Raw genomic sequence first — 26,390 nt, 5'->3', positions numbered from 1 at the left:
TAGCCGCCTGGCGCTAACCGGGCGGCTATTCTACATGTTACGAGCGATGTTGCGGTGCCAACGTTAACGTACGATGGTGGTGTCAGAAGTTAACGGAGCCTTGCCCAGCACCAGGATGTTCTCGGGCGTACCGCGAAGCTCGGTGTTGGTGGGGACCACGTTGTTCTTGTCCAGGATGGCGTTCTCAACGCGTGCGCCGCTCTTGATGATGCAGCTCTGGTTGATGATCGAGTTGGTCACCGAGGCGCCCTCCTCGACCACGACGCCGCGCGACAGGATCGAGTTGCGCACGGTGCCCTTGATGATGCAGCCGGCCGAGATGATCGAGTTGCACGCGTGGCTGCCGGTCGCATAGCGCGAAGGCGGCACGTCGTGAGCCTTGGTCAGGATCGGGCGCTCGGGGTCAAAGAGCTGGTCGGCCACGGTCTGGTCGAGCAGGTCCATGCTACGGCGATACAGCGACTTTTCGCTAAACACGCCCACGACCTCGCCCTTGTACTCGTAGCTGCACACGTCGATGTTGCCAAAGTCGCCCTGGAGTGCCTCGAGCAGGTCCAGATAGTCGGCGGCCTGGTAGTGGTCGATGATCTCGAGGAGCGTCTCGCGGTTGACGATGCAGCAGTCCATGGAGGCGTTATCGCCGTACGCGACGCCGGCGCTCACGCCCGTCAGGCGGCCGTTCTCGTTAATCTCGAGCTTGGTCTCGTCATCGACGTTGCGCGTGGCCTTGCAGTACACCACGGTCATCTGGGCACCGGAGTTCTCGTGCGCTTCGATGATGGTGTTGAGGTCCATGTTAAAGATGATGTTGGTGCCCATCATCACGACATAGGGCTTCTCCGAGCGCTGGAACAGCGTCTTGTTGGAGATGATGTCGCGCAGCAAGAAGCGCATGCCGCCCTTGGTGGTGCCATACGCGTTGCCGGGGACCATGAACAGGCCGCCCTTCTTGCGGTCCAGGCCCCAGTCCTTGCCCGAGCCCACGTGGTCGATCAGCGAGCGGTAGTTACCCGGCATGACGACGCCGACGGTCTTAATGCCGGCATTCATCATGTTGGACAGCGGGAAGTCGATCAGGCGGTAGCGGCCCAAAAACGGAACGGACGCGATGGGGCGGTCCTTGAGCAGGACACTGCCGTAGGACGAAGAGTAGTTAGCGGTGATATAACCGATGGCCTTGCGATTAATCATCGGATCATTCCCCCTTCCCGATAACGACGTCATTTCCAACGACGGCCGTATCCTTGGTGGTATCGACAGAGCCGAGCTTCACGCCCTCTTCGACCGTGGAGTTCTCGCCCAAAATAGCGCGGCAGATGTGTGCGCCGCTCTTAACGTGCGCACCCGGCAGCAGCACGGAGTCCTCGACCACGGCGCGCTCCTCGATGATGACATCGGTCGAAAGGATCGAGTGGCGAGCGGTGCCGTAGATCTTGCAGCCGTTGGAGACCAGGCAGTCGTCCAGGCGGCCGTCCGGGCCAATGTAGTGCGGCGGGCGCGTGGTGATGTTGGACATGATGGGGAAGTTCTTGTCAAACAGATCAAACTCGGGGTTGTTACCCAGCAGGTCCATCGAGGTCTCATGGAAGCTGGCGATGGTGCCGACGTCCTTCCAGAAGCCGTGGAACTCGTAGCTGTACAGGCGCTTGTTCTCACCGAGCAGCTTGGGGATGATGTCCTTGCCAAAGTCGTGGCTCGAGCGCTGGTCCAGAGCATCCTCCTCGAGCGCCTCGATCAGCACGTCGGCCGAGAAGATGTAGATGCCCATGGAAGCGAGGTTCGAATCGGGCTTCTCGGGCTTCTCGGTGAACTTGGTGATGCGGCCGTCCTCGGGATCGGTGGTCAGGATGCCAAAGCGGCTGGCCTCCTCCCACGGCACGGGCATAACGCTCACGGTGAGGTCGGCGTTGTTCTCAATGTGCGTCTTGAGCATCTTGCGGTAGTCCATGCGATACAGGTGATCGCCCGAAAGAATCAGGACGTACTTGGGGTCGTTGGCCTTGATGTAGTCGAGGTTCTGCGTAATGGCGTCGGCCGTGCCCGCATACCAGGCGCCGCCGGTCTGCGTCTCGTACGGCGGCAGGATCGACACGCCGCCGTCGCGGCTGTCCAGATCCCACGCCTCGCCGGAGCCCACGTAGGCATGCAGCAGGTAGGGACGGTACTGCGTCAGAACGCCCACCGTGTCGATGCCCGAGTTGGAGCAGTTGGACAGCGAAAAGTCGATAATGCGGAACTTGCCACCAAAGCTAACCGCCGGCTTGGCGATCTTTTGGGTGAGTGCCCCCAATCGGCTGCCCTGTCCTCCTGCGAGGAGCATCGCGATGCATTCTTTCTTACTCATCGATTTCTCCTTCTGTCATCGATGTTCCTAACCCATTAGCGACGGGCGCGGCGCACTGTCACGCCCGTCGAGTAATGCCGTGCGGCAAAGGGAGCTCGCGCGCTTTATGCGTGCCAGATCTCGTCGCGATACTCGCGAATGGTGCGGTCGGACGAGAACCAGCCACTCGAGGCGGTGTTGAGCAGGGCCTTGCGGTTCCAGGTCTCCTGGTCGCCGTAGCTGCCCGTGAGGTTCTCCCATGCATCCACGTAGCTACGGAAGTCAGCCATGACTAGGTCGGGGTCGTTGTTGTTCATGAGCTCGTTGTAGATGCTCTCGAAGTTGCCCGAAAGACCCGCAAAGGTGTTGTCCTTGAGCTCGTCCATCACGCGGCCCAGACGCTCGCGATCGTTGTTGAGCGTATCCCAAGCAAAGTAGCTGTTGGATGCCCAGAGCTGCTCGACCTCGGGGGCGGTCAGGCCAAAGATGGCCTCGTTCTCGCGGCCGGCCAGGTCGGCGATCTCGATGTTGGCGCCGTCGAGGGTACCCAGCGTAATGGCGCCGTTCATCATGAGCTTCATGTTGGACGTGCCCGACGCCTCCTTGCCGGCCGTGGAAATCTGCTCCGAGATCTCGGCGGCGGGGTAGATGAGCTGGGCGTTGCTCACGCGGAAGTTGGGGATAAAGCAAACCTTCATGACCTCGTTGACGCGGGCGTCGTTGTTGATGACGTCGGCCACGGAGTTAATGAGGCGGATGGTCTCCTTGGCGAAGGTGTAGCTCGAGGCAGCCTTGCCGCTAAAGATGAAGGTCGTCGGCGTCACGTGGAAGTTGGGATCGGCGATGCGACGGTTGTAGATGTCCATCACCTTCATGATGTTCATGAGCTGGCGCTTATAGGCGTGGAAGCGCTTTACCTGGACATCGAAGACGGAGTTGGGGTCGATAACCAGACCGGTTTCGGCCTTGACGTAGGCGGCCAGACGTTCCTTGTTGGCGCGCTTGGAGGCACCCACGGCCTTCAGGAACTCGGTGTCGTTCTGGAACTCTTTGAGTTTCTCCAGCTCAAAGGCGTCCTTGAGCCAGCCGTCGCCAATGGCCTCGGTCACGAGCTTGGCGTAGGTAGGGTTGGCCTCGGCAAAGAAGCGACGGTGCGAGATACCGTTGGTCTTGTTGTTGAACTTCTCGGGCGTCAGGGCATAGAAGTCCTTGAGCACGATGTTCTTGATGATGTCGGAGTGGATCTTGGCGACGCCGTTGACGCTGTGGCTGCAGATCACGGACAGGTTGGCCATGCGGATCTCGCCGTCCCACAGAATGGCGGTCTGGCGCAGACGCTCCTGCCAGCCCTCCTGCGTGGTGTCGAACGACTCGTGCCAACGACGGCTGATCTCGTCGATGATCTGGTACACGCGGGGGAGGAGCTTGGAGAACGTGCCGATGGGCCACTTCTCCAGAGCCTCGGGCAGAATGGTGTGGTTGGTGTAGCTCACGACCTGCGTCACAATGTTCCACGCGTCATCCCACTCGAGCTTCTTCTCGTCGATGAGGATACGCATGAGCTCGGGGCCGCACATGGCGGGGTGCGTGTCGTTGGTGTGGATGGCCACAAACTGCGGCAGCAGCTCCCAGTTCTCTCCGTGCTCCTTCTCAAAGGTGTCGAGCAGGCTGTAGATGCCGGCCGAAACAAAGAGGTACTCCTGCTTCAGGCGCAGCAGACGGCCGTGCTCGCCGGCGTCGTTGGGGTAGAGAATGGCGCTGATGGCCTCGGCCTCGGCGCGCTCGGCATCGGCCAGGGCGTAGTCGCCGCGGTTGAAGGCCTCAAGGTCAAAGTGCTCCTCGACCGGCTCGGCGGCCCAGACGCGCAGCTTGTTGACGGTCTCGCCGGCATAGCCCACCACAGGGATGTCGTAGGGCACGGCCAGGATGTCCTGCGTGTCCACCGTGCGGTAGAACGTGCGGCCGTCCTCCTCAAAGCCCTCGACGCGGCCGCCAAACTTAATGGTCACGGCCTTGTCCTGACGACGGACTTCCCAAGGATAGCCGTGGGTGAGCCACTCGTCGGTAGCCTCGACCTGGCTGCCGTTGACGATCTCCTGCTTAAACAGGCCGTAGCGGTAGCGCATGCCGTTGCCGTAGCCGGCGATGCCCTCGGCTGCCATGGAATCCAGGAAGCATGCGGCCAGACGGCCCAGGCCACCGTTGCCCAGGGCCGGATCGGGCTCCTGGTTCTCGATGACGGACAGGTCGAAGCCCATGTCGTCGAGCGCCTCGGCGACCATGTCGCGCACGCCAAAGTTGAGCAGGTAGTTGTCGAGCAGGCGGCCGATCAAAAACTCGATCGAGAAGTAGTACACGCGCTTTTTGCCCTCGGCGGTGGCGCGGGCGTCACTCTTGGTGGCGACGGTGCGCGCCTTCTCGGCCACGAGCTTGGCCAGGGCGTTAAAGCGATCGAGGTCGCTGGCGGCCTCGACGCTCTTGCCGCTGATGCTCATGACGGCATCGCGATAGAGCTCGGTAAACTCCTGCTTGTTGTCGAAGATCTTATTCATACGTTCCTTTCCCCCGGGGATGTTTCTCCCGGAACGGTTATGACTTGTATCCTACGCCCCTGTGGGGTGAGTAACTGCAGTGGTAACGACTTTGTTACGCATCCTTGCCAGACGCCTTAACAGTGCCTGTCTTGGCCTTGGGGGCAGCCTTTTTGGCGGTTGTCTTCTTGGCCGTAGCGGGCTTGGTTGCCTTAGCCTTCGCCTTAGCCGGAGCCTTCTTGGCAGCCGCAGGCTTGGGCTTCACCGAGGACGTGCGCTTCTTGGGCGCAGCCTTAGGGGCCTCGACCACCGGCGGCTTGTAGCTGCTGGGACCGTGGCGCTTAAGCACCACACCTGCCAGACCGGGTACCTTAATCTCGATGGAGTCCATCTGCCCGTTCCAGGGATAGGGCTCGCTCGAGCAGGTGTAGGGCTCCTTGCCGGCATAGCCGCTGCCGCCAAACTCAGGACGGTCAGAATCGAAGATGACCTCCCAGTCACCCTCGCGCGGCACGCCCACGCGGAAGCTCTCGTAGCTCGCCGGGTCAAAGTTGATCAGGATCACCAGGTCGTCATCGACGTCCTCGCCCTGACGCACAAAGCTCACGATGGACTGCTTGGAGTTGTCCGCGTCGATCCAGGTAAAGCCGTCATCGGTGTAGCCGCGCTCGTACAGGGCGGGCTCGGCGGTGTACAGGTGGTTGAGCGCCTTGATAAACGCCTGATGATGACGGTGGGTCTCGTACTCCTCGGTTAGGAACCACTGGATGGACTCGTAGTAGCGCCACTCAATAAACTGGCCGATCTCGTTGCCCATAAAGTTGAGCTTGGCGCCGGGGTGCGTCATCTGGTAGAAAGCCAGCGTGCGCAGGCCGGCAAACTGGCGCCACCAGTCGCCCGGCATGCGGCCGATGAGCGAGCACTTGCCGTGGACGACCTCGTCGTGGCTCAGCGGGCAAATAAAGTTCTCGGTAAAGGCGTACATGATGGAGAACGTGAGCAGCCCGTGGTTGCCGGGGCGCCACGGAAAATCGGTCTGCATGTAGTGCAGGGTGTCGTTCATCCAGCCCATGTCCCACTTGTAGTGGAAGCCCAGGCCGCCGTCCTGAGGCGGGTAGGTCACGAGCGGCCACGCGGTGGACTCCTCGGCCATCATCATCACGTCGGGGAAGTGGGCCTCCACAGCGCAGTTGACCTGGCGGATAAACGCGCTGGCGTCCAGGTCCTCCTCGGTACCGTACTTATTGAACTTCTTTTGGCCCGGATCGTCGATGCCAAAATTGAGGTACAGCATGCTGGACACGCCATCCATGCGGATGCCGTCAACGTGGAAGTTCTCGAGCCAGTACAGCACGTTGGAAACAAGGAAGGAGCGGACCTCGCCGCGGGCGAAGTCAAACTTGTGCGTGCCCCAGTTGGGGTGAATCTCGTGCTCAAACAGCATGTGGCCGTTAAAGGAGGCAAGGCCATGGGCGTCGGCGCAAAAACCGCCGGGTACCCAGTCCATGATCACGCCAATGCCTGCCTCGTGGCACGCATCGATAAAGTGCATGAGCTGCTGCGGGTTGCCGTAGCGCGACGTGGCGGCATAGTAGCCGGTCGTCTGGTAGCCCCAGGAGCCATCGAAGGGATGCTCCATGAGCGGCATGACCTCGATATGCGTATAGCCCATGTCGCGCACGTAGTCCACGAGCTCCACCGACAGGTCGTCGTAGGTGTAAAACTCGCCGCGCTGCGCGGGGAAGGGGTCCATGGGGCCTGGGTAGTTGCCGTACTCGTCCGGCTCGCCCTGCGGCGCATCGCCGTGGCGCTTCCACGAGCCAATATGCACCTCGTAGATGTTAAGGGGCTGCGACATGTGGTTGTGGCCAGCGCGGCGCTTGAGCCACGCGGCATCGTTCCACTTATAGCCGTCGAGTGTCCACAGCACGCTCGCAGTACCCGGAGGGCACTCGGCCTTAAAGGCATACGGATCGGCCTTGTAGAGCTTTTCGCCCTCGTTGGTCTCGATTAGATATTTATAGAGCTGACCTTGTTCTGCGCCAGGAATAAAGCCTTCCCAAATAGCGCTCGTATGCACTGGCACCAGCGGGTTGGCTTCTTCATTCCAGTCGTTAAATTCGCCAATGACATGCACGCTCTTTACATCGGGCGCCCAAACGCAAAAGCGCCAGCCGCGCGTACGGTTCTGCGTGTCGGGGTGCGCGCCCATCTTTTCCCAGCTGCGCTCCCACGTGCCGATGCCAAATAGATAGACATCGTCCTTGGTGAGCTCCGGTGCGTGCGGGGCGGCTTTACGGGTTGCGGACTTTTTAGCCGTTGGCTTTAGCTTTGTATCGCTCACGTTTGATCCCATCATGACGCGGCAGCGTGTTGCCTTGGTGACTAGATGCGAAAGGTCCAAGGCTGCACGAATCGAAGGGACGGCGATAGTTCTATGATTCGTTCCACCTCGCGTGCTCGGTGGAACTTTCGGCAGAAACTACGATAACACCTGTACGTTACTTTTATGAAGGAAAGTGGTTTTAGGGCGGCGTTTAATCGGTAAGCGCCATGTTTAGACCACTGGCAGAATTGCGATGGTAAAACTCTTGACAGTTTTACCAATTAGGGTTTCAAGATTGTTAGTCTGACGTTTGGTAAAACGTTTTTAGCAGGATGTTTACCATTTGACATCGAAAGGTTCGTTTATGTCCCAGACCGCTGCTCCCAATGTCGCTTTTATTTTCGATTGCGACGGAACACTGGTTAATAGCACCCCCGTTTGGGCCTATGCTCAGCCCGAGTTATTGCACCGCCACGGAGTTGACGTAACGGTCGAAGATTTTGCCCAGTTTGAGCATTTGTCGCTCGAGGACGAGTGCCAGGCCTACCACGACACCTGGGGCATTGGCGCAAATGGCGAGGAGCTCTATCGCGAGCTGAGCGACATCCTGATTGATGGGTACTCCAAGGTGCCGCCGCGCGAGGGGCTCCTGGCATTTTTGGAGCAGGCGAAGGTGGCGGGCATTGCCATGTGCGTTGCCACGTCCACGCCAGCCGAGCTGGTGCAGTCCGCGCTTGCGGGTGCTGGCCTTGATCGCTATATGGAGTTTATTACCACGACGGGCGAGGCGGGACGCTCCAAGCAGTTTCCCGATGTGTACGAGTTGGCGCTGCGCTGTCTGGAGGAGCGTCATGGGCACAGGTTTGAGCGCGCCTGGGTGTTTGAGGACGCCGTTTTTGGCCTAAAGAGCTCTGGCACCGCAGGCTTTAACCGCGTGGGCATCTATGATCCGCACGGCCGCATGAAGCGCGACGATGTGCGCGACAACTGCGATATCTTTATCGACAGCTATAAGGACCTGGATCTGGATCACGTGCTGGCGTTTGAGGGATAGGCGAGGGCTGTGGTTTGTAAGGTATTAGTGGTCTGCGGCTCGCCCGTGGTGGCGAGCGCGGATCTGTTGCGTAGGCTAGCAGGGGAGTGCGACCACGTCATCGCTGTGGACTGCGGCCTGGATGCTCTGCTGGGTGCCGGTTTGAGCTGCGACGTATATGTGGGGGACGCCGACACGGTGAGCGACGCCGGTCGCGCGTTGGTCGATGTCGCCACCGACTTTGAAGTTGAGCGCCACGACCCCTACAAGGACTATACCGACCTGGCACTGGCGCTCGATTCCGTCCGACGCCGCTGGCCGGGTGCCGAAGTAGTTGCGACCTGCGCTACGGGCGGCCGTCCTGATATGGCGCTTTCCGTACTGGGCCTGCTCGCGGGCTACGAGGGTGCCCCCGTCTGGATCGTCGAGGACAAGGTGGTCGCCCGCATTCTTCACGCAGATGAATCGTGGACCATCGAAGGCGCTGAGGGCAAAACGTTTTCCATTATTGCTATAGCCCCCAACACCCAGGTAAGCGAACACGGCCTAGAATGGGAACTGGAACACGCCTTCTTGGGCTTACTAGCCGACACTGGTATCAGCAACATCGTAAGAAAAACAGCAACGATAACCGTCCACCAGGGAACGGCAATCGCCTACCTTTACAAGTAGGGTGACGGCCCGTGAGGGTTTTCCTGGGACGGAGCAGCAAACCCAAAATTTCCTCTTGCATCCCCAAAGACATTCCCCTATAGTATTTCCTCGTCACGGGGGCGTAGCTCAGCTGGGAGAGCGCTTGACTGGCAGTCAAGAGGTCAGGGGTTCGATCCCCCTCGTCTCCACCATCGTGAATGCAAGGCCACTCGAACGAGTGGCCTTTCTTATTTTCGAGCTCCCCAACAAGCTGCACGCCAAAAAGTTGTGCAATAACCTGCTAATTATTTAGATATGTTGTCCAACATTAACTAAATCGGTTCCTATCAAATACTTGTGCTAGAATAATTCGAGTCACATGAGTTCAACTGTGCCGCAGGTTCCATTAAACCTCAAAGCGCAGGGTCGATCAGCATCCGGCCGTAACGGCGGTGCCAGAAAAGCCACGAGCTCCAATAAAGTAGTCGTGCATTTTTGTTTGATTAAGCTTTCATTTGATTTAGTCGCATTCAAACAAATTGTTTGCATGGCAAAACGCAGCAGTCCTCAGCTGATTGCGTGCGGTTCAGTTTTTTACTTGCTTGACTGGTTCGCACGCAGCCAGCTGAGGTTGTAGGTTAATTTGTTATACACGCCTGCAATCTCAGCGCTGCTTTTATACATACCGTTCACGGTGGGGCAGAGCCACGTGCTTGTCTAACTGGGCTCAGGGTTTGAATATGGAGCGCCTTCGCGCACAAGCGCCTTGGCGTAGCCATACCCAAACCCCGTGAGCCATACGTAAGACAGCAAGGGGGTGGTGCTCGTGTGGTATGTGATCCAAGTCACTAACGGTCGCGAAGACGTTATGCGCGAGCGCATCGAGCGCATGGTGCCGGCTGGCGTCATGCAGGAGCTCTTTTATCCCCAATATCAAACCGAGATCAAGCTACACCGCGAATGGGTCAGCACGACCAAGCCGCTCTTTCCCGGTTATCTCATTTGCGATACGGCGGATCCGCGCACCGTGCAACAGTATTTGCTGCGCATGGACGACTTTGCCCGGGTGCTTTCCCAGGACGGTCGGTTTGTGCCGCTGGCAAAAGAAGAGACCCAGCTCATTGGCAGCTTTACCAATAGGGGAGACCGCGTGGTGCCCATGAGCGAGGCTCTAAAGGATGGAGACCAGGTCGTAGTAACGGCAGGCCCGCTGCTGGGGCACGAGGCCCTTATCAAAACCATTAACAGACGCAAGAGCACTGCCTTTTTGGAGCTCGACTTGTGCGGCCGACGCGTAACCACCCGCGTTGGCCTTGCGGTGCTTTCAAAAGAGCAGCGCGTTATGCGCAATCACAGAAGAGCGATCGCCTAGCTGCAAGCTCGCAAGCGGACGACCGAAGGCAAAAAGTAAAAAGTATCAGGGGAGGGGCTCTTGGAGCCTACGATGATGACCATGGCACAGGGCGCGCGGGAGACGCGCACGGCCGCCACGGCGAATTCCGTTACTGCCGCAGCCGGTGCTGCGGGGGATTACCTTACAAACGAAGAAGCGTACAAGATGCTGCGCGGTGCCAACTCCGGCGTGAAGCCCGAGCTTGGGCACAGGCTCTACCGCGTTGTTAAGCGTACGGTGGACATTGTCGCCGCCGGCGGAGCCCTGGTGTTGCTCTTTATTCCCGGGGTAATTCTGAGCGTGGTCATTTGCATAAAGAGCCCGGGCGCCAGCCCCCTATATTCACAGTGGCGCGTGGGCCGCGTGCGCAAAGACGGCACGTTCTACCTGTTTAAGATCTACAAGTTCCGCAGCATGGTTCCCAACGCAGACCAAATGCTCAAGGACTTGCAGGCCCAAAACGAGGCCACTGGCCCCATGTTTAAAATGAAGCACGACCCGCGCATTATTCCCGGTGTGGGTAACTTCATTCGCAAGCACAGCATCGACGAGCTGCCCCAGCTCATCAACGTGTTCTTGGGCCAAATGAACCTCATTGGCCCGCGCCCCGGCCTGCCGCGCGAGGTTGCCCTGTACAGCGAGCACGACATGAAGCGCCTGGCGGTAAAACCCGGCTGCAGCGGTCCTTGGCAGGTAATGGGCCGCAGCTACCTGGGCTTCAACGAAATGGTTGAGCTGGATCTTCGCTATATAGAGAATCGCAGCCTGCGCCAGGACCTGCGGTTGATATTCGGCACGCTGAAGACGATGTTCTCTGGGGAAGGTGCCGTGTAGCATGCGCATCGCCATGATAGGCCAAAAGAGAACGGGTTCGCGCGAGGGCGGCGTAGAAGTGGTGGTAGGCGAGCTTGCTCGCCGTATGGCAGACCTTGGTCACCAAGTAACCTGCTACGACCGTATGGGCGAAGGAGCTCCTTCCGAGCCCTACGAGAAGGATGGCTACCGCATCGTTCCCGTAAAGGCTCTGGACATCAAGGGGCTCTCTGCGCTCACGAGCAGCTTTGCCGCAACAAGGGCCGCCATCAAAGACGGGGCAGACGTAATTCACTATCACGCAGAGGGGCCGTGTGTCCCCCTTCGTTTTGCGCGTTCCGCGGACATCAGGACCGTGGCAACGATCCACGGCCTGGACTGGCAGCGTGCAAAATGGGGCGGCTTGGCTTCCAAGTACATCAAGTTCGGCGAGGCGACGGCGGCCAAGTGCGCGGATGCGCTCATCGTGCTTTCCCGGGGCAATCAGGAGTACTTCAAGGAGGCTTACGGCCGCGAGGCTACGCTCATTCCCAACGGCATCACTCCCGAGGCGGATCTTCCCGCGAAGGAGATCTCCGAGCGCTTGGGGCTCACCCAGGGCTCCTATGTCCTCTACCTCGGTCGCATTGTGCCCGAGAAGCGACCGGAACTGTTGGTGGAGGCGTACAAGCAGGTAAAGACGGATAAGCGCCTGGTTATCGCGGGCGACTCCTCCGATACGGACGACTACGCCGTGGCGCTCAAAGAGGCTGCCGCGTCCGACCCCCGCGCGCTCTTTACCGGCCACGTTGAGGGCAACCTGCTCTCCGAGCTGTACTCCAACGCGTATTGCTACGCGCTCCCCTCCGACGTTGAGGGCCTGCCCATGAGCTTGCTGGAGGCCATGTCTCACGGTGCGGCATGCGTTACCTCGGATATTCCCGAGTGCGCGGATGTTCTGCAGGGTTGCGGGCTCACGTTCCCACACGGAGACGCGGGGGCGCTGCGCGACGTGCTTGAAGGCCTGATAGCGGATTCTGCCCAAGCGGAGAGGCTGGGCGCCATGGCACGTGACCGCGCGATTAATGGCTATGACTGGAACAGCGTCGTCCAAAGGACGCTTGCTTTGTATGAGGGTGTTGCGTAATGAAGATCCTTCTTGTAAATAAGTTTCATTGGCGCAAGGGTGGAAGCGAGACGTACTACTTTGCTCTTGCCGATGGTCTTCGCGCTCTTGGGCATGAAGTTGCCTTCTTCAGCATGGAGGATGAGCGTAATGAGCCGACTGAGTGGTCGCGTTACTTTGTAACGAATCGCGACTATAACGGACCGAGCTCTATTGTCGATAAGGCGAAGGCCGCGCAGGCACTTGTGTATTCCAAAGAGGCGCGCGAGAAGTTCGATGCGCTGTGCCGTGAATTCCAGCCCGATGTAATCCATCTCAATCTCACTCATAGGCAGATTACGTTTTCCATCTTGGACGCTCCTTGGCTAAAGCAGCATCCAACGCCGGTTGTGTATACCTCGCACGACTTGATTCTTGCTTGCCCGAGCTATCTTATGCTTGATTCCGAGGGCAACGTTTGCGATTCGTGTCTCGGGGGTCATTTTGGCAATTGCCTTAAGAAGAAGTGCGTAAAGGGTTCGATCGCAAAAAGCGCGTTAGCGGTGGCTGAGGCGGAGTGGCTTAAACGGCACAAAACCTATTCACGTCTCGATCGCATCATCTGCCCGAGTGAGTTCATGCGGAACAAGTTTATTGAAGCGGGGCTTCCCGAGCGTCAGCTTGTCCTCATGCGGAATTTCCTGAATCCCGATTCGATGTCACGGGAAGTTGCCAACCAAAATAATGAAGATCCCTACATGCTGTATCTGGGACGCCTTTCTCGCGAGAAAGGCGTGTTAACGCTCGTGCATGCTTTTGAGAAGGCGGCACCGGTGATCCCTGATTGGCGTCTTGTTATTGCAGGCGATGGCCCTGAATGTGATGCTGTGAAGGTCAAAGTTTCCGCAATGCCAAACGAAATAAGCTCGAGGATTGAGCTGGTTGGATATAAAGCCGGTGACGCCCTGCGCGGACTTGTGAATCGAGCCACTCTGGCGGCTGCGCCGTCAGAGTGGCTCGAGAACGCGCCATATGCGGTTCTCGAGGTACTCGCCGCGGGCAAGCCCGTTATCGGTACGAACATGGGCGGAATACCCGAGCTGGTACGTGAGGGTGAAACGGGCTTCCTGGCTGAAGCCCACGATGAGGCAGGACTCGCAGATGCAATCCGTAGGGGTGCGGCGGTGGCCGCCGATCCTGCGGCTTACGCCGCGATGAGCGCGCATTGCCGTTCATTCGTGGCAGAGAACTGTAATCAAGAGAAATACATCCGGAATCTCGTCTCCCTGTATCAAGAACTAATTGACCGGAAGGTGGTGGCCTAACCCATGGCCGAGAAGAAACTCAACGGAACCGTAATCGTAACGTACCGCTGCAACGCGCGCTGCACCATGTGCAACCGCTACAAGGCTCCCAGCCGTCCGGAGGAGGAGCTCTCCCTCGACGTGATCAAGAAGCTCCCGCGCATGTACTTCACCAACATCACCGGTGGCGAGCCCTTCATCAGGACCGACCTTGCGGATATCGTGCGCGAGCTGTACAAGAAGTCCGACCGCATCGTCATCTCCACCAACGGCTTCTTCACCGACCGCATCATCGCCCTTGCCGAGGAATTCCCCCAGGTGGGAATCCGCATCTCCATCGAGGGTCTGCAGCAGACCAACGATGAGATCCGCGGTCTCCAGAACGGCTTCAACCGCGGCTACGAGACGCTCAAGAAGCTCGTGGAAATGAAGCACCCGGACGTGGGCTTTGGCATGACGGTGCAGGATCGCAACGCTGCGGACTTGGTGCCGCTGTACAAGCTTTCCGACGAGCTCGGCATGGAGTTCGCCACCGCCAGCCTGCACAACAGCTTCTACTTTGTCGAGGCGAAGAACATCATCAAGGACCGTCCCATGGTGGCCCAGAACTTCGAGGACCTGGTAAACGAGCTCCTCAAGTCCAACGAGCCCAAGAAGTGGTTCCGCGCGTACTTCAACATGGGCCTCATCAACTACATCTATGGGCAGAAGCGCCTGCTCCCGTGCGATATGGCGTTCGACACGTTCTTCATCGACCCCTACGGCGACGTCATGCCCTGCAACGGCACCAAGGAGAAGCTCGTTATGGGCAACCTTAACGACGAGTCTTGGGATGAGCTGTGGGAGAGCGCCCAGGCCGAGAAAGTGCGCGGCTGCGTGCGCCACTGCGACCGCAACTGCTGGATGATCGGCTCCGTGTCTCCTGCCATGCACAAGTACATCTGGAAACCCGCGTCGTGGGTGCTGGCGCACAAGCTCAAGCCCGGCAAGAAGTTCGACATGCACGAGCTCCCCATCGTGCGCGACTACGAGTCGGGCAAGGTGACGAAGGAGGAGCTGGACGCTCTTTCCACCTGCGACATGCACGCCGCGATCAACGACGGCCTTTCCGACGCAAGCCGAGCCGACGCGCACGTGTACGAGACTGAGGAGGCGCTGTAGTGCAGCCGGGTGGAAAAATCGAATGCAAAAATTCAGAAATAGCGGTTGCTCGATATCAATCGGAGGAAACACGTGAAAGTATCCTGCATAACCAGGCACGCAATCTCTAATTATGGCTCCCTGCTCCAGGCATATGCGACACAACGAGCGGTAGAGAGCTTGGGGCATGAGTTCGAGATTATGGACTATGTACCTGCTTGTGAGGACGTATCCCAGCAGGTGAGGACGCTTCTTTCGACAAAGCCGTCCTGGAACGGGAACCCGTTGAAGAAGTCTGTCTACAGACTTCTGATGGAGCCTGAGACAAGGGTGGCGGGCAAGCGGTTTGCGCGTGAGCGTTCCCAGCTGCTTAAGATGAGCCCTCACTATGCATCTCTGGAGGAGCTGAAGGCTAATCCGCCCAAGGCCGATGTCTATATGACTGGAAGCGATCAGGTGTGGGGTCCCATCAGCTCGGGCGCATACGACCTGTCATACGCGCTTGAGTTTGCTCCCGAGGGCGCAAGGCGCATCTCATATGCGGCAAGCTTTGGTAAGAAGAATATCCCGGATAGCGTGCGCCCCAGGTTTCTCGAGGACCTTCGAGCATATGAGGCCGTGTTCGTACGCGAGGATGCCGCGCGCGAGCAGCTTGCCTCGTGGGGCATAGAGGCCGGACAGGTTGTCGATCCCACGCTGCTGCTTGATGGCGAGGCGTGGAGAAGGATGGCGGCACCTGCTCCGAAGGGCGAATACGTCCTCGTCTACCAGATTCACAGCGACCCGACGGTGGGGCAGTACGCCGTGAAGGTTGCCAAAAAGCTTGGCTTGCCCCTGATACGGATCTCCGCAAGCCTGCACCAGGCCTCACGCGAGGGCAAGTTCAAGTGGCTGCCGACGCTTGCTGAGTTTCTCTCGTATGTCGACAACGCAGCATGCCTAGTCACGGACTCGTTCCACGGTACGGCTTTTGCCATAAATCTCAATACGCCGCTGGTAGAAGTGCTGCCCAAGAACGGAACCTCGAGCAGGAACGTGAGTATTCTGCGACTCACGGACCTCACGGACAGAGTGCTTCAGAATCTAGATGATGTCGAGTTAGCATCCAAGCAGATTGACTTTGGTCGGGTCAACGATGTGATGGGTGCGGAGAGGGAGAAGTCCCTAGCGCAGCTCAAGAGCATGATTGAGGAGTAGGGCATTGTCAAACGTTGGCACTAGGACGGTATGCAAGAAGGATATGTGCGCTGGCTGTATGGCCTGCGTCGATTCATGCCGACATGGAGCGATTGCCATTGAGGATACGATTGAGGCGTATAACGCCCGTATTGATCCTACAAGGTGCGTGGGATGTGGACTGTGCGAGAAAACGTGTCCCCAGATGGTATCCCCATCTTCGTTGCGTCCTCTCGAGTGGCTACAGGGGTGGGCGAAAGATACATCGCTCAGAATGTCATCTTCGTCCGGGGGTCTGGCTACGGCCATCTCGGAGGCGTTTGTGGCGTCAAATGGATTAGTGTGTTCATGTGCACAGGAGGGCGGTGAGTTCCGGTTCCACCTCACTTCTGATGCGGATTACTTGAGGAGGGCCCAAGGCTCCAAATACGTCAAAAGCAATCCGCTTGGTGCGTACCGCGAGGTTAGGGAGGCCCTGCAAGGTGGTCAAAGGGTTCTCTTTATCGGTCTTCCTTGTCAGGTTGCTGCGATGCGTAACTTCGTTGGAAGCCGTTTAGCCGATTCCCTTTACACCATCGACCTTATCTGTCATGGTTCACCGTCCCCCAAGGTCCTGAGCCGATTCTTGGAAGAGACAGGTAACAACCTGTCTAATGAGCTGATACTGGACTTTCGAAAGAAAGTCCAGTATCAGCTCCGCTATCGCGGAGCTGAAACTGTGGGTAGGACGGGTGTCCGCGATCGCTACTCGATTGCTTTCCTTTCGGGTTTACCGTATACGGAAGGCTGCTACTCCTGCCGCTACGCCAAGGGTGATCGTGTCTCCGATATTACGCTTGGCGATTCATGGGGTAGCGAGCTTTCTGATGAGGTCGCGAACGGGATATCCCTCGCACTTGTGCAGACAGACAAGGGTCGAGAACTGTTAGAAATGACGGACCTTGAGCTTTTGCCGGTTGATCCTGGTCTAGCTGTGGCCAACAACGAACAGCTTCAACTTCCTTCGACGAAGCCTATAGAAAGAAATACCTTTATGGACGGCTTTCGTAACGGGGTACGGGTTAACCGACTCGTTCTCAGGGCGAGGCCAAAAGACTGCGCCAAGTACTTGGTCAAGGATATACTGCTTGCACTGGGTTTGCTCAGGGGTTAACACATCGAGAGCGTTTGCTTTAGGCATTAATGATAAGGTAATCCAAATGTTGAGTAATTCCAAGGTGCCAAAGTGCGTCGTATTAATGGCGTCATACAACGGCATCCCATTTATTTCAGAACAAATTGACAGCATTCTCTCGCAGGCTGAAGTTGACGTACGTCTTTTTGTCCGTGATGACGGGTCATCTGATGGTACTCGTGATCTTCTGCAGCGCTATGCAGATGAGGGCAGTCTGACTTTGTTAACAGGAGAAAACCTAGGACCTGCTTTAGGGTTTTTGACGTTGTTGCGGAATGCTCCCGAAGCTGATTACTATGCGTTTTCCGACCAAGATGATATTTGGGATAGCGATAAACTGATAACTGCGATTAAACAGCTTAAGAAGCAGGAGAATTTGGCTCTTTATCATTGCAATTCAAGACTTGTAGATTCAGCTGGTAATGAGATGGGCCGGTTAACCTATGGGCAACAAAGGTGCATATCTTATCGAGATAACGACCCTCTCAACCAGCTTTGCATTGGGTCACCTATGGGATGTACGCAAGTATTTGATAGGCGTATTTGGGAAGTTGTTTGCTTGCATGAGCTGCCCCATCCCGTCATCATGCATGATAAGCTGATAGCTAATCTATGCGTGCTGCTGGGTTATCGGATTGTTTTCGATGCTTCTCCTCATATGGGATATCGCCAGCATGGTCGTAATGTGGTCGGTGTGAGTACTGATTTACCATCTAAAGTGATTGAGAAAATCAATAGTTTTTGTCATCCGCGAGAGATTACTCTTGCAAAGCAAGTTACTGGACTTCTTTCAACTTATTCCGACTGCATTCTTCCTCCAGAGCGTGCTCTTGGAGAGTTGGTATCGAAAATGGACGCTTCTTTCATGGCTAGGTGCAGGGTTTCTTTCTCTTCGAGGCTGAATTTCGGCAGTCTACAAGAGGGCCTTTTCAATAGATCTCTCCTCTTGTTTGGGAAGCGATGATATGAGTAAAAGCATCCCCAAACCGCACAATAGTGGGTACGTCCTAGCGCTTGCCTTTTGCGACTATCTCAAGGACAAGACCGGCACCCCAAAGGCTATTATGGCGAGTCAGCAGGCCATGGCGTCGCACGGCATAAGTTACGTCTATCTCCACTCGGTTAAGAAGACCCTGTTCAGGGACGACCAGATGCTATTTTGCGAATTCGGGGTTACGGTCGACGGGGTGGAGGCTGGTGTTTTCAGTATTGCCCAGGTGTGCGAGGCCCTTTGCAGCTGGCAAAAAAGCGGCTTCAGCCTTCTTGAGCTTCATATCCACCACCTTCTGTACGTGAGCCTTGAGAAAGTCTCCGAACTGCTAAAAGTTACAGGCAAAACACCGGTCAGGGCCTTTCTCCACGACTATTACCTGTGTTGTACAAGCTATAACCTCCAAAATAGGAGCGGCTTTTGTGACAGCTCAAGGCTCGGCGACGCTCCCTGCGAGAAATGCCCCCACTTCAGTAACAGCCTTCGTGTGGAGTCGAAGATCCAAGGGCTGTTTGACTCCATCAAAAATCTCCGTTTTGTTGCACCTTCGACCTATACGAAGAATCGGTTTCTCTCATTCAGGCCCCAATACGAGGGCCTTGTTGATGTAATACCGCACCAAAAGCTGCTTGGAGAGTATCTGGGCAACAGACGTCCTCTGAACGCAGGGGAGCGCATCAGGGTTGCCTTTCTGGGGATGCCGAGGAAGACAAAGGGCTGGGAGACCTGGCTTCGCCTCGTATCTGCGGTCGATGAACAAGAGTACGAGTTCTTCGTCTTCAACAGCTCGAACGATATGTATCCAGGGATGAACAAGCGGTTTGTCGAATTTGATGAGAAGCACCCAAATGCCATGACCGACTCTCTCAGGGAGTGCGAGATTGCCATCGTTGTCATGTGGCCATCTTGGCCAGAGACCTATAGCTACACCTGTATGGAATCTTACTCCGCAAACGCTTATACGATTTCGAGTGCATGTGCAGGCAATGTCGCCGACTTTGTCGTTGAGCATGGGTCCGGTTTGGTGCTGAATAACGAGGAGGAGCTAATCGGGCTGTTTAGGGATAAGAGCCGGCTTATCAGGGAGGTCAATCGTTTCAGGAGCGGAAAGCCTGGTCCGCTCGATCTTGTCGATTCAGATGAGATCGTAGACCTGCTTCCATGCTCCTCGGTAGGTCTCAACACGGGAGTTCACATGCACACGAGGCTGATTGAACGTGTGCTGCTGGAGGTACTCAATGCAAGATCATAGGCATGCGAGGCTCGTTATAAATAAAGCGGAGGAGCGGGCTGGTCGAAGAGGTCGTTGGTATCTCCCTAATAAGCAAGGCGTTCTAACCGTTTGCATGGGTGACCTGGCGGATGCGACGATCGTTATAGGTATCTTGGCGCAGGTTTTCTTCCTTGAGTACTATGGTCTGGGGCGATACCTCAACTGGGTAATTACCGGCATGATTTGCGTGAGGGCGCTCTTCTCCGGATGGAAATATAGCGGTAGAGCGCTACTACTTGGGCTGATTACCGTTGCAGGGTGGCTGTCTGGTGCCCTCTTGGGTGGCAATATGGAAACGTTTAGGGCGAATATTTTGCTGCTCCTCTACCCGTTTGTCTATACGCTTTACTTCTTTCTTTTGGTCACTAACAAGAGGGATTTTCTTCTTGGACTCTTTGATGCAGGTTTTCCGGTCTTCAACGCCATATTGCTTCTCAATATGGCGATCATGTTTATCCAGTACTCTACCCATGGGATGATCGCTGCGACAACGAACGACATCAGTTACTTCGAGGACAATATCTCCGGCCTGTTCTCTTATGCGTCCGTCCATGCGGTGGCCCTTTACACTTCATTCGTCGTGCTCTACAACTTCGTCTGGATTAGGAGGCTTCGGGGTCCTCTCTGGCCATCCCTTGCCATCGCTTACAACGTCTGCCTTATCGTCCTGTCCTTCTATCTTGCGACACTCAACGATAATAAGGCGCTCTTCATAATCCTTCCTCTCGTTTTAGTGATGTTCTGGCTTATTTCAGTCATGAGAGGAGAAGCGGATGTTTCGGGTCCCTTCTTTTGGCTTGTCGCCTTGTATTTTATCCTGACAATTGCATACGCCTTGGTGCCTGCGTTCCAGATCCTCGTGGATACGCAAGTGTTTGGTCTGTTCGATATGGTTGGCAGTTCAGCTTCCGTCGGTACTGCTGCCGACGGCAGTAACGAGAGGATTGCTATCATCGGCTTCGCTCTCTTGAGACCGGCTACATGGAGTCTCGGAGAGGGTCTTGGAGCCTCAAGCTTCTACGCGTCCGGGTTCATGTCGTTTAACCACTTTGGTCAAGCGGATATGGGGTCTTTCTTGATTCTCATGGGGGTTTGGGAGACGGCAGCGTATGTAGCGTTTTTCCACTCCGTGGTTAGTGAGTTTATGGAGCAGGAAAAAGGATCTAATGGCCGGATTGTTCGTTTGCTCCTTTTGCTAACAATTCTTATTACCTTTCTGTATACGCAGTGCTTTACAAGGGTGAACTGCTGCTTGTGCCTACTGCTGCTCTGTGGAGCGCTGGCTTGGTCGTGGAATTCCTCGGCTGCAGACTATTTGATTATTGATAGAGACGAAGAACAGGTTTGAACATGAAAATAGGCATTTCCACATTTACGCATGGGGACAACTATGGGCAGAGGCTCCAGAACCTTGCTGTCCAAGAAACTCTCAAACTCTCGGGTGCAGATGTCCTTACGTTCAGACAGAAGGACTCGAGATCTGCCAAATACAAGCTCAAGTCTTTGGCTTCGCTCATTCCAAAGGGGCTTGCCGTTGCCCACATCCAGAGGCATCGTTCGTTTGAGGATTTCAATTCCCGTAACATTTCCTTTAGCCGGGAGGTTATATCTGATTCCAACCCTCCACGTGACATTAAATCCTATGACTTTTTCGTTGCTGGGAGCGACCAAGTTTGGTCTCCGTATTCCCCTGACGCTAACTCCACTATGTTTCTCACGTTTTCGCCAAGAGAAAAGCGCATTGCTTTTTCGCCAAGCTTGGCAGCTCCGACGATTCCCGAGGAGAAGCGTGAGCTGTTCCACGGCTATTTCGACGGGTTTGATAGGCTGTCCGTTCGTGAGCAGAAGAGCGCCGAGCTTATAAACAGTCTGTACGGCTTAAAGGCCGAGGTGTTGATTGACCCAACACTGATGTTTGACGGCTCCTGGTGGGAAAGGTATGAAAAAGAGCCGCACTGCGGGCTTCCAAATGATTATGTATTGACGTACTTCCTCGGGAGTGCAGCTTACGAAGAGAGGGTTGCCGAAATCTGTGATTCACTTAGCTGCAAGAGGGTCGATTTACTAGGGGATGCGCGCTACTACGCCCTCGGGCCTTCAGAGTTCCTCTATGCCGTCCGTCACGCAAAGCTTGTAGCGACAGATTCATATCACGGATCAATTTTCTCGATCTTGTTCGGGAAGCCGCTGATTTATTGCCCTCGTGAGTCCACTGGTCCAGACATGAGCAGCCGATTCGACACGCTAGCCAGCGAGCTGGGTGTTTCTTTCGTTGAGCGGTCAATTCTTTCCGTATGTAATTCGGAACTGCTCGAGAGTGACTATTCAAAGGCGTATGACAGGTTGGCAGCTCAGAGGAAGATCGTTGTTGAATTCCTCGATAGATGTGGATTGAGCATTCCCTCGGAGGCCGCCCGTGGCTAGCCAGCGTAAGGCGGGCGCCCTCCTCGGCTACGCCAACATCCTCGCAAAGAACCTCGTCAACCTCGTCTACACGCCGATGCTACTGTCCTACGTGGGGCAGGCGGACTACGGCGTCTTCCAGAGCTCGAACTCCTTTGTCTTCTCGCTGACGCTCCTGTCCTTCGGCTTCTCCGAGGCCTACGTGCGCTTCTACACGCAGACGGTGGCGCACGGCGGCGAGCGCGACATCCGGCACCTGAACGGCATGTACCTCACGCTTTACGTCGCCGTCACAGCCGCGGCGGTCGCCCTCGGCATGGGCTTCTCCGCAAACGCCGGCGCGGTGTTCTCGGCCGGGTTCACCGAGGCGCAGGTCTCGCTCGCCCGGGAGCTGCTCGCCATCATGACGCTCAACGTCGCCTCGACGTTGTTCACCGTCGTGTTCAATTCCTACATCACGGCGCACGAGCGCTTCGTCTACCAGCAGACCAGGCAGCTCGTCACCACGCTTGCGACGCCGCTGTGCGCCTGGGCCCTGCTGGCCGCCGGTATGGGGCCCGTGGGCGTTGCCCTAGCACAGCTCGCGGTGAACCTCGTCCTGCTCGCCCTCAACGCGCGCTACGCCATCGTCGTGCTGGGCATGCGCTTCGAGCTCAGGGGTGCCGACTGGGGCGTCATGCGCGGCATCGCCGCCTTCAGTGCCTGGATCTTCGGTAACCAGGTCTGCGAGATGGTCAATCAGAGCGTGCCCAACATCATGCTGGGGGCCATCTCGGGCGCGACTGCGGTATCTCTGTTCGCGGTGGCCGTGAACATCCGCCAGGTCTTCTACTCGCTCTCCACCACGATGTCGAACGTCTTCATTCCGAAGGTCAACCGCATCGTCGCCACCTCGGACGACAACGCCGAGCTCACTCGCCTTATGACGCGCGTGGGCCGCTACCAGATGGTACTGTTTTGCTGGGTGTACGGAGGTTTCGCTATTCTCGGGAAGTTTTTCGTGACGAGGTGGGCGGGCCCGGGCTTCGCCGAGGCCTACTGGCTCGTGCTCGCCATGACGCTACCCGTCATGGTGCCCCTCTGTCAGAACGTCGGCATCGAGATCCAGAGGGCCAAGAACATGCACCACGCCAGGAGTCTCGTCTACCTTGCGATGGCGGTCGGGAACGTTGCCTTCACCGCCGCGGCCGCCCCGGCGCTGGGGCCGTGGGCCCCCGCGATCGCCTATGTCGTCAGCATCGTGCTCGGCAACGGACTGTGGATGAACTGGTACTACCAGAAGCGGGTCGGTCTCGACATGCTCTTTTTCTGGAAGCGGAACCTGCCGGTGCTGCTCGCCTGGGCTGCCGTCACCGTCGCCTGCCTCGCTGGCACGGCGGTCCTGCCCGTCAACGGATGGCCCGCGTTCCTCGAGTGGGGCGCCGTTTACAGCGCGCTTTTCGCCATAGCCCTTTGGCTCGCCGTCCTAACGAAGGACGAACGTATCGCGGTCGTCTCTCGTCTCCCGTTCCTTAGATAGGGTCCATCATGAATGATTCCGAGAAATCCCCGAGGGTCGTCTCGCTTGGCGACCGTTGCTGCGGCTGCGGCGCGTGCGCTGCCCGCTGCCCCAAGTCATGCATCTCCATGGAACCCGATGATTGTGGCTTCCTACACCCCACCGTCGACGCCTCCGGGTGCGTAGGCTGCGGGGCGTGCGACGCCGTATGCCCGGCGCTCAACGCCCCTGGGGAGGACGGGTGCGAGTTCGCCCTCTGGGCGAAGGCTCATGACGTCGGCTTGCTCGATAGATCGTCGTCGGGCGGCGTGTTCGGTCTACTCGCCGGTGACGCTCTCTCGCGCGGCGGTGTTGTGGCGGGCGCCGCGTGGACGGACGGTTGCCGCGAGCTTCGTCACGTGCTCGTGGAGGACAGGCCGGCGCTCGGCGCCGTTATGCGCTCGAAATACGTTCAGAGCGCGGTTGGCCGCGGCGTCTTCGAGGGCGTCCGCGCTGCCCTGCGTGAAGGCAGGCCGGCGCTCTTTGCCGGTACTGCATGCCAGGTGGCTGGCATGCGCTCATACCTGGGGAAACTCGCCGACTCTGACCTCTTCCTCGGCGTCGACGTCATCTGCCACGGTGTTCCGTCTCCAGAGCTCTGGTCGCGCTGGGTCGACTACCGTGGTGAGGCCTTCGGGTCGGACGTCTGCGACGTCAATATGCGGAGTAAGACAACCGGATGGTTGTCTTTCTCCGCTATGTACAAGCACATAGCGGAGAAAGACAACACCGGGGACACCGAGTCCCAGATATTCGGCAAAGACTGGTACATGAAAGCGTTTCTGGCCAATGCGAGCCTTCGTTCGTCCTGTCTGGCATGTCCAGCAAAGCGCTCCAGCGGCGCCGATATCACGCTCGGTGATTTCTGGGGGTTCCAGAATACCCATCCCGAGGTCGACAACTCCAAGGGCGTATCTGCCGTCCTATGCAATACCGAGAAGGGCGTGCGGGCATTCGAGGCTATTTCTGGGCTTACTGCAAACGGTCCGGCGACGCTTGATGGGGTAATCGCGGGCAACCCTAGCCTCGTCCATTCTGTCACGCCTTATCCAAAGCGCGACGAGTTCTTGAACGACGTGTCTGCCGGGCTTTCCATCCCAGATCTCATGGACAAGTGGGATTTCCGTCCCACTCTCTGGCAGCGTGTCCGCGGCAAGCTTGGTGGTATTAAACGACGACTAAAGAGACTCGTTGGAAGGAGAGCCTAGATGGCCAAGGATCGCTACCTTCAAGCTCTTCGTGGGCTTGCGATTTCCGCAGTGGTGCTTATCCACTGTCTTCCTCAATGTGCCGCGTCGGTCGCCATTCGCCCATTCCTCAACTTTTCTGTTGCGTTGTTCTTGTTTTTATCCGGTGTTCTTACCGACGAGCGCAAATTTAATGCGGGGGGGTCTTCGACGCCGCATTAGCAAGGTTGCCGGACCTTATGCGTTCTGGAGCGTTATCTATCTTGCGGCGTTTCCCGCCCTTCATGGGCGTCTGGGTTTCTGGCGTTCGCCGTGGGCTCCGTATCGGCTCAGATGTACTATCTATTGGTCCATTCACAGCTTGTGCTGCTTACTCCGGTACTGTTCAGGCTCCTTTCACGGTATAGGTTCTTTGTCTATTGTGTGACACCGGCTTGCTTGCTTCTAAGGGAGCTCGCTGCCGTTGCCGGTATCGCATTGCCTCTAATACAGGTTTTCTGCCCCATGTGGCTCATCTTTTATGTTTTCGGTCTCGACTGGAGGCGTTGGGCTGCGCTCATTGAAGGACGAACCACTCAGCTTGTTGCAGTGCTCTTTATATTTTTAATAATTCAGGAGGTCGCAGGCTTCTGGTGGTATTTGACTGGCGATTTCAATATGGCCACAACTCAGCTTAAGCTCGGTTCTGCCGCGACCTCTTTAGCTGTGATCGCGCTTCTTATGGCGGTTCCGGGATCATTCAAGTCGCGATTATCTTCTACTTTGCTTGTTGACCTTGGGAACGCCTCTTTTGGAATCTACCTCTGCCATATACTTGTTCTCAAGGCCGTTTGGAAACTGCTTGGATTATTCGTCATTCCACTTGGTGTTTCGACATTTGCTGTTTGGGCGCTAACTCTTGCCGGATCTTATTCGCTTGTATCACTTTGCGGTCGTTATTTGCCCGAACGAATTCACATCATTGTGGGATTATAAATTGATTTTCGATACTGGCGCTTTTCATAGCGTTAAAGCAAAGTGAGTCCATTACCAACATTTGGCACGCGATCATCGGTGAAGATACCGGACTTCCTGTTTTCGAACGAGAAGATGACTTTTTACTCAAAATGGCTGATTGGATTAACCAACCTGAAATAACCGGAATCAATCTCCCTTGGTCGAGCATTGAAAAATGGAAGGGGCAATTCAGGTAGCCATATTCCGCAGTCATTACCTTGCCTATTTCGTTAAGAATGAGGGGGTTTAGCAAAATAGGATACCCAAGTCTTATTTATCACTCGATCTAAAGCGCATTTCGATTGTAGAGGACAGATTAAATGAAAGGCATCATCCTCGCGGGCGGGTCCGGCACGCGACTGTACCCGCTCACTCTCGTGACCTCCAAGCAGCTGCTGCCGGTCTACGACAAGCCCATGATCTACTACCCGCTGTCCACGCTCATGCTGGCGGGCATCAAGGACATCCTGGTCATCTCCACGCCGACCGACCTGCCCAACTTCCAGCGCCTGCTGGGCGACGGCTCGCGCTTCGGCGTGAACCTCTCCTACGCCGAGCAGCCCTCGCCGGACGGCCTGGCGCAGGCCTTCACCATCGGCGAGGAGTTCATCGGCGGCGAGCCCTGCGCGCTCGTGCTGGGCGACAACATCTTCTACGGCAACGGCCTGTCGCGCCACCTGACGCGCGCCGTCCAGAACGCCGAGTCGGGCCGCGCCACGGTCTTCGGCTACCACGTGGACGACCCCGAGCGCTTCGGCGTCGTGGAGTTCGACGGCGAGGGGAGGGCCGTCTCCATCGAGGAGAAGCCCGAGTGCCCCAAGAGCTCCTACGCCGTCACCGGCCTGTACTTCTACCCGGGCGACGTGTCCTCCCGCGCCGCCGAGGTGAAGCCCTCCGCACGCGGCGAGCTGGAGATCACCACGCTCAACCAGATGTACCTGGAGGAGGGGGCGCTGTCCGTGGTCACCCTCGGCCGCGGCTACGCGTGGCTGGACACCGGCACCATGGAGTCGCTCCACGAGGCGGCGGAGTTCGTCCGCGCCGTCGAGCACTCCCAGGACCTACCGGTCTCG

22 protein-coding genes and 1 tRNA gene are annotated in these 26,390 nt (G+C 57.0%); 19 read left to right on the top strand and 4 right to left on the bottom strand.

Features of this window, described 5'->3' with window-relative positions; all coding sequences use genetic code 11:
* Positions 1-63 precede the first annotated feature (63 nt).
* The 4 genes from glgD to glgB form a co-directional block, all read right to left on the bottom strand.
* Complete coding sequence (gene glgD / locus DW645_RS00120; protein ID WP_118225757.1) at positions 64-1,191, bottom strand: glucose-1-phosphate adenylyltransferase subunit GlgD; 1,128 nt, start codon at positions 1,189-1,191, stop codon at positions 64-66.
* 4 nt (positions 1,192-1,195) lie between these two features.
* Positions 1,196-2,344, bottom strand: a complete 1,149-nt coding sequence (locus DW645_RS00115) for a glucose-1-phosphate adenylyltransferase (protein ID WP_035138263.1) — start codon at positions 2,342-2,344, stop codon at positions 1,196-1,198.
* A 104-nt stretch (positions 2,345-2,448) separates the two neighbouring features.
* Entirely contained in the window at positions 2,449-4,875 is a 2,427-nt protein-coding gene (locus tag DW645_RS00110; RefSeq protein ID WP_118225756.1) for a glycogen/starch/alpha-glucan phosphorylase, read from the bottom strand.
* A gap of 94 nt (positions 4,876-4,969) precedes the next feature.
* Positions 4,970-7,213 carry a 1,4-alpha-glucan branching protein GlgB gene (gene glgB, locus DW645_RS00105; RefSeq protein ID WP_118225755.1) on the bottom strand — a complete coding sequence of 748 codons (2,244 nt, stop codon included), beginning with the start codon at positions 7,211-7,213 and terminating at the stop codon, positions 4,970-4,972.
* Positions 7,214-7,544: 331 nt separating this feature from the next.
* Here glgB and DW645_RS00100 point away from each other — a divergent pair, with 331 nt between their 5' ends.
* From DW645_RS00100 to rfbA, 19 genes are all read left to right on the top strand, one after another.
* Entirely contained in the window at positions 7,545-8,234 is a 690-nt protein-coding gene (locus DW645_RS00100; protein ID WP_118225754.1) for an HAD family phosphatase, read from the top strand.
* A 9-nt stretch (positions 8,235-8,243) separates the two neighbouring features.
* Positions 8,244-8,885 carry a thiamine diphosphokinase gene (locus DW645_RS00095; RefSeq protein WP_118225753.1) on the top strand — a complete coding sequence of 214 codons (642 nt, stop codon included), beginning with the start codon at positions 8,244-8,246 and terminating at the stop codon, positions 8,883-8,885.
* A gap of 97 nt (positions 8,886-8,982) precedes the next feature.
* Positions 8,983-9,058: transfer RNA gene (locus DW645_RS00090), tRNA-Ala, on the top strand.
* A gap of 608 nt (positions 9,059-9,666) precedes the next feature.
* Positions 9,667-10,218 carry an antiterminator LoaP gene (gene loaP / locus DW645_RS00085; protein WP_233540603.1) on the top strand — a complete coding sequence of 184 codons (552 nt, stop codon included), beginning with the start codon at positions 9,667-9,669 and terminating at the stop codon, positions 10,216-10,218.
* 60 nt (positions 10,219-10,278) lie between these two features.
* Positions 10,279-11,073: a sugar transferase gene (locus DW645_RS00080; protein ID WP_199576402.1), complete on the top strand. Its 795-nt coding sequence runs from the start codon at positions 10,279-10,281 to the stop codon at positions 11,071-11,073.
* Between the two features lies 1 nt (position 11,074).
* Entirely contained in the window at positions 11,075-12,178 is a 1,104-nt protein-coding gene (locus tag DW645_RS00075; protein ID WP_035138271.1) for a glycosyltransferase family 4 protein, read from the top strand.
* Positions 12,178-13,461 (top strand): glycosyltransferase family 4 protein, encoded by a 1,284-nt coding sequence (locus tag DW645_RS00070; RefSeq protein ID WP_118225752.1) that lies wholly within the window; start codon positions 12,178-12,180, stop codon positions 13,459-13,461. The genes DW645_RS00075 and DW645_RS00070 overlap by 1 nt, the downstream gene beginning before the upstream one ends.
* A gap of 3 nt (positions 13,462-13,464) precedes the next feature.
* Complete coding sequence (locus DW645_RS00065) at positions 13,465-14,601, top strand: radical SAM protein (RefSeq protein ID WP_035138273.1); 1,137 nt, start codon at positions 13,465-13,467, stop codon at positions 14,599-14,601.
* A gap of 72 nt (positions 14,602-14,673) precedes the next feature.
* The gene (locus DW645_RS00060) at positions 14,674-15,777 is read left to right on the top strand and encodes a polysaccharide pyruvyl transferase family protein (RefSeq protein ID WP_158568631.1); all 1,104 of its coding nucleotides are present in this window, start codon (positions 14,674-14,676) and stop codon (positions 15,775-15,777) included.
* Positions 15,778-15,820: 43 nt separating this feature from the next.
* The gene (locus DW645_RS00055; RefSeq protein WP_118225750.1) at positions 15,821-16,909 is read left to right on the top strand and encodes a Coenzyme F420 hydrogenase/dehydrogenase, beta subunit C-terminal domain; all 1,089 of its coding nucleotides are present in this window, start codon (positions 15,821-15,823) and stop codon (positions 16,907-16,909) included.
* A gap of 46 nt (positions 16,910-16,955) precedes the next feature.
* On the top strand, positions 16,956-17,894 hold the full coding sequence (locus DW645_RS00050; protein WP_082421944.1) for a glycosyltransferase: 939 nt from the start codon (positions 16,956-16,958) through the stop codon (positions 17,892-17,894).
* Between the two features lies 1 nt (position 17,895).
* On the top strand, positions 17,896-19,173 hold the full coding sequence (locus tag DW645_RS00045) for a hypothetical protein (protein WP_118225749.1): 1,278 nt from the start codon (positions 17,896-17,898) through the stop codon (positions 19,171-19,173).
* A 94-nt stretch (positions 19,174-19,267) separates the two neighbouring features.
* The gene (locus tag DW645_RS00040) at positions 19,268-20,542 is read left to right on the top strand and encodes a hypothetical protein (protein WP_117786263.1); all 1,275 of its coding nucleotides are present in this window, start codon (positions 19,268-19,270) and stop codon (positions 20,540-20,542) included.
* Positions 20,543-20,544: 2 nt separating this feature from the next.
* On the top strand, positions 20,545-21,618 hold the full coding sequence (locus DW645_RS00035) for a polysaccharide pyruvyl transferase family protein (RefSeq protein ID WP_117774364.1): 1,074 nt from the start codon (positions 20,545-20,547) through the stop codon (positions 21,616-21,618).
* Positions 21,611-23,116 carry a lipopolysaccharide biosynthesis protein gene (locus DW645_RS00030; RefSeq protein ID WP_052044164.1) on the top strand — a complete coding sequence of 502 codons (1,506 nt, stop codon included), beginning with the start codon at positions 21,611-21,613 and terminating at the stop codon, positions 23,114-23,116. Before DW645_RS00035 ends, DW645_RS00030 begins: the two co-directional genes overlap by 8 nt.
* An 8-nt stretch (positions 23,117-23,124) precedes the next feature.
* On the top strand, positions 23,125-24,342 hold the full coding sequence (locus DW645_RS00025) for a Coenzyme F420 hydrogenase/dehydrogenase, beta subunit C-terminal domain (RefSeq protein ID WP_118225747.1): 1,218 nt from the start codon (positions 23,125-23,127) through the stop codon (positions 24,340-24,342).
* The gene (locus tag DW645_RS00020; protein ID WP_055287323.1) at positions 24,343-24,543 is read left to right on the top strand and encodes a hypothetical protein; all 201 of its coding nucleotides are present in this window, start codon (positions 24,343-24,345) and stop codon (positions 24,541-24,543) included.
* 24 nt (positions 24,544-24,567) lie between these two features.
* Positions 24,568-25,296, top strand: a complete 729-nt coding sequence (locus DW645_RS10200; protein WP_334203753.1) for an acyltransferase family protein — start codon at positions 24,568-24,570, stop codon at positions 25,294-25,296.
* Positions 25,297-25,637: 341 nt separating this feature from the next.
* The coding region (gene rfbA, locus DW645_RS00010) for a glucose-1-phosphate thymidylyltransferase RfbA (RefSeq protein WP_233540669.1) at positions 25,638-26,390 on the top strand (753 nt) is incomplete at its 3' end.

It is taken from the genome of Collinsella sp. AM23-17 (assembly GCF_003470945.1).
GTDB classification, from domain to species: Bacteria; Actinomycetota; Coriobacteriia; order Coriobacteriales; family Coriobacteriaceae; genus Collinsella; species Collinsella aerofaciens_O.
This window is presented reverse-complemented; position numbering and strand designations above follow the sequence as displayed.

What these genes read in the sequence shown, in the direction of transcription:
- glgD (WP_118225757.1), bottom strand. Translation starts at nt 1,191, where the DNA reads ATGATTAATCGCAAGGCCATCGGTTATATCACCGCTAACTACTCTTCG.
- DW645_RS00115 (WP_035138263.1), bottom strand. Translation starts at nt 2,344, where the DNA reads ATGAGTAAGAAAGAATGCATCGCGATGCTCCTCGCAGGAGGACAGGGC.
- DW645_RS00110 (WP_118225756.1), bottom strand. Translation starts at nt 4,875, where the DNA reads ATGAATAAGATCTTCGACAACAAGCAGGAGTTTACCGAGCTCTATCGC.
- glgB (WP_118225755.1), bottom strand. Translation starts at nt 7,213, where the DNA reads ATGATGGGATCAAACGTGAGCGATACAAAGCTAAAGCCAACGGCTAAA.
- DW645_RS00100 (WP_118225754.1), top strand. Translation starts at nt 7,545, where the DNA reads ATGTCCCAGACCGCTGCTCCCAATGTCGCTTTTATTTTCGATTGCGAC.
- DW645_RS00075 (WP_035138271.1), top strand. Translation starts at nt 11,075, where the DNA reads ATGCGCATCGCCATGATAGGCCAAAAGAGAACGGGTTCGCGCGAGGGC.
- DW645_RS00070 (WP_118225752.1), top strand. Translation starts at nt 12,178, where the DNA reads ATGAAGATCCTTCTTGTAAATAAGTTTCATTGGCGCAAGGGTGGAAGC.
- DW645_RS00065 (WP_035138273.1), top strand. Translation starts at nt 13,465, where the DNA reads ATGGCCGAGAAGAAACTCAACGGAACCGTAATCGTAACGTACCGCTGC.
- DW645_RS00055 (WP_118225750.1), top strand. Translation starts at nt 15,821, where the DNA reads ATGTGCGCTGGCTGTATGGCCTGCGTCGATTCATGCCGACATGGAGCG.
- DW645_RS00050 (WP_082421944.1), top strand. Translation starts at nt 16,956, where the DNA reads ATGTTGAGTAATTCCAAGGTGCCAAAGTGCGTCGTATTAATGGCGTCA.
- DW645_RS00045 (WP_118225749.1), top strand. Translation starts at nt 17,896, where the DNA reads ATGAGTAAAAGCATCCCCAAACCGCACAATAGTGGGTACGTCCTAGCG.
- DW645_RS00040 (WP_117786263.1), top strand. Translation starts at nt 19,268, where the DNA reads ATGGGTGACCTGGCGGATGCGACGATCGTTATAGGTATCTTGGCGCAG.
- DW645_RS00035 (WP_117774364.1), top strand. Translation starts at nt 20,545, where the DNA reads ATGAAAATAGGCATTTCCACATTTACGCATGGGGACAACTATGGGCAG.
- DW645_RS00025 (WP_118225747.1), top strand. Translation starts at nt 23,125, where the DNA reads ATGAATGATTCCGAGAAATCCCCGAGGGTCGTCTCGCTTGGCGACCGT.
- DW645_RS00020 (WP_055287323.1), top strand. Translation starts at nt 24,343, where the DNA reads ATGGCCAAGGATCGCTACCTTCAAGCTCTTCGTGGGCTTGCGATTTCC.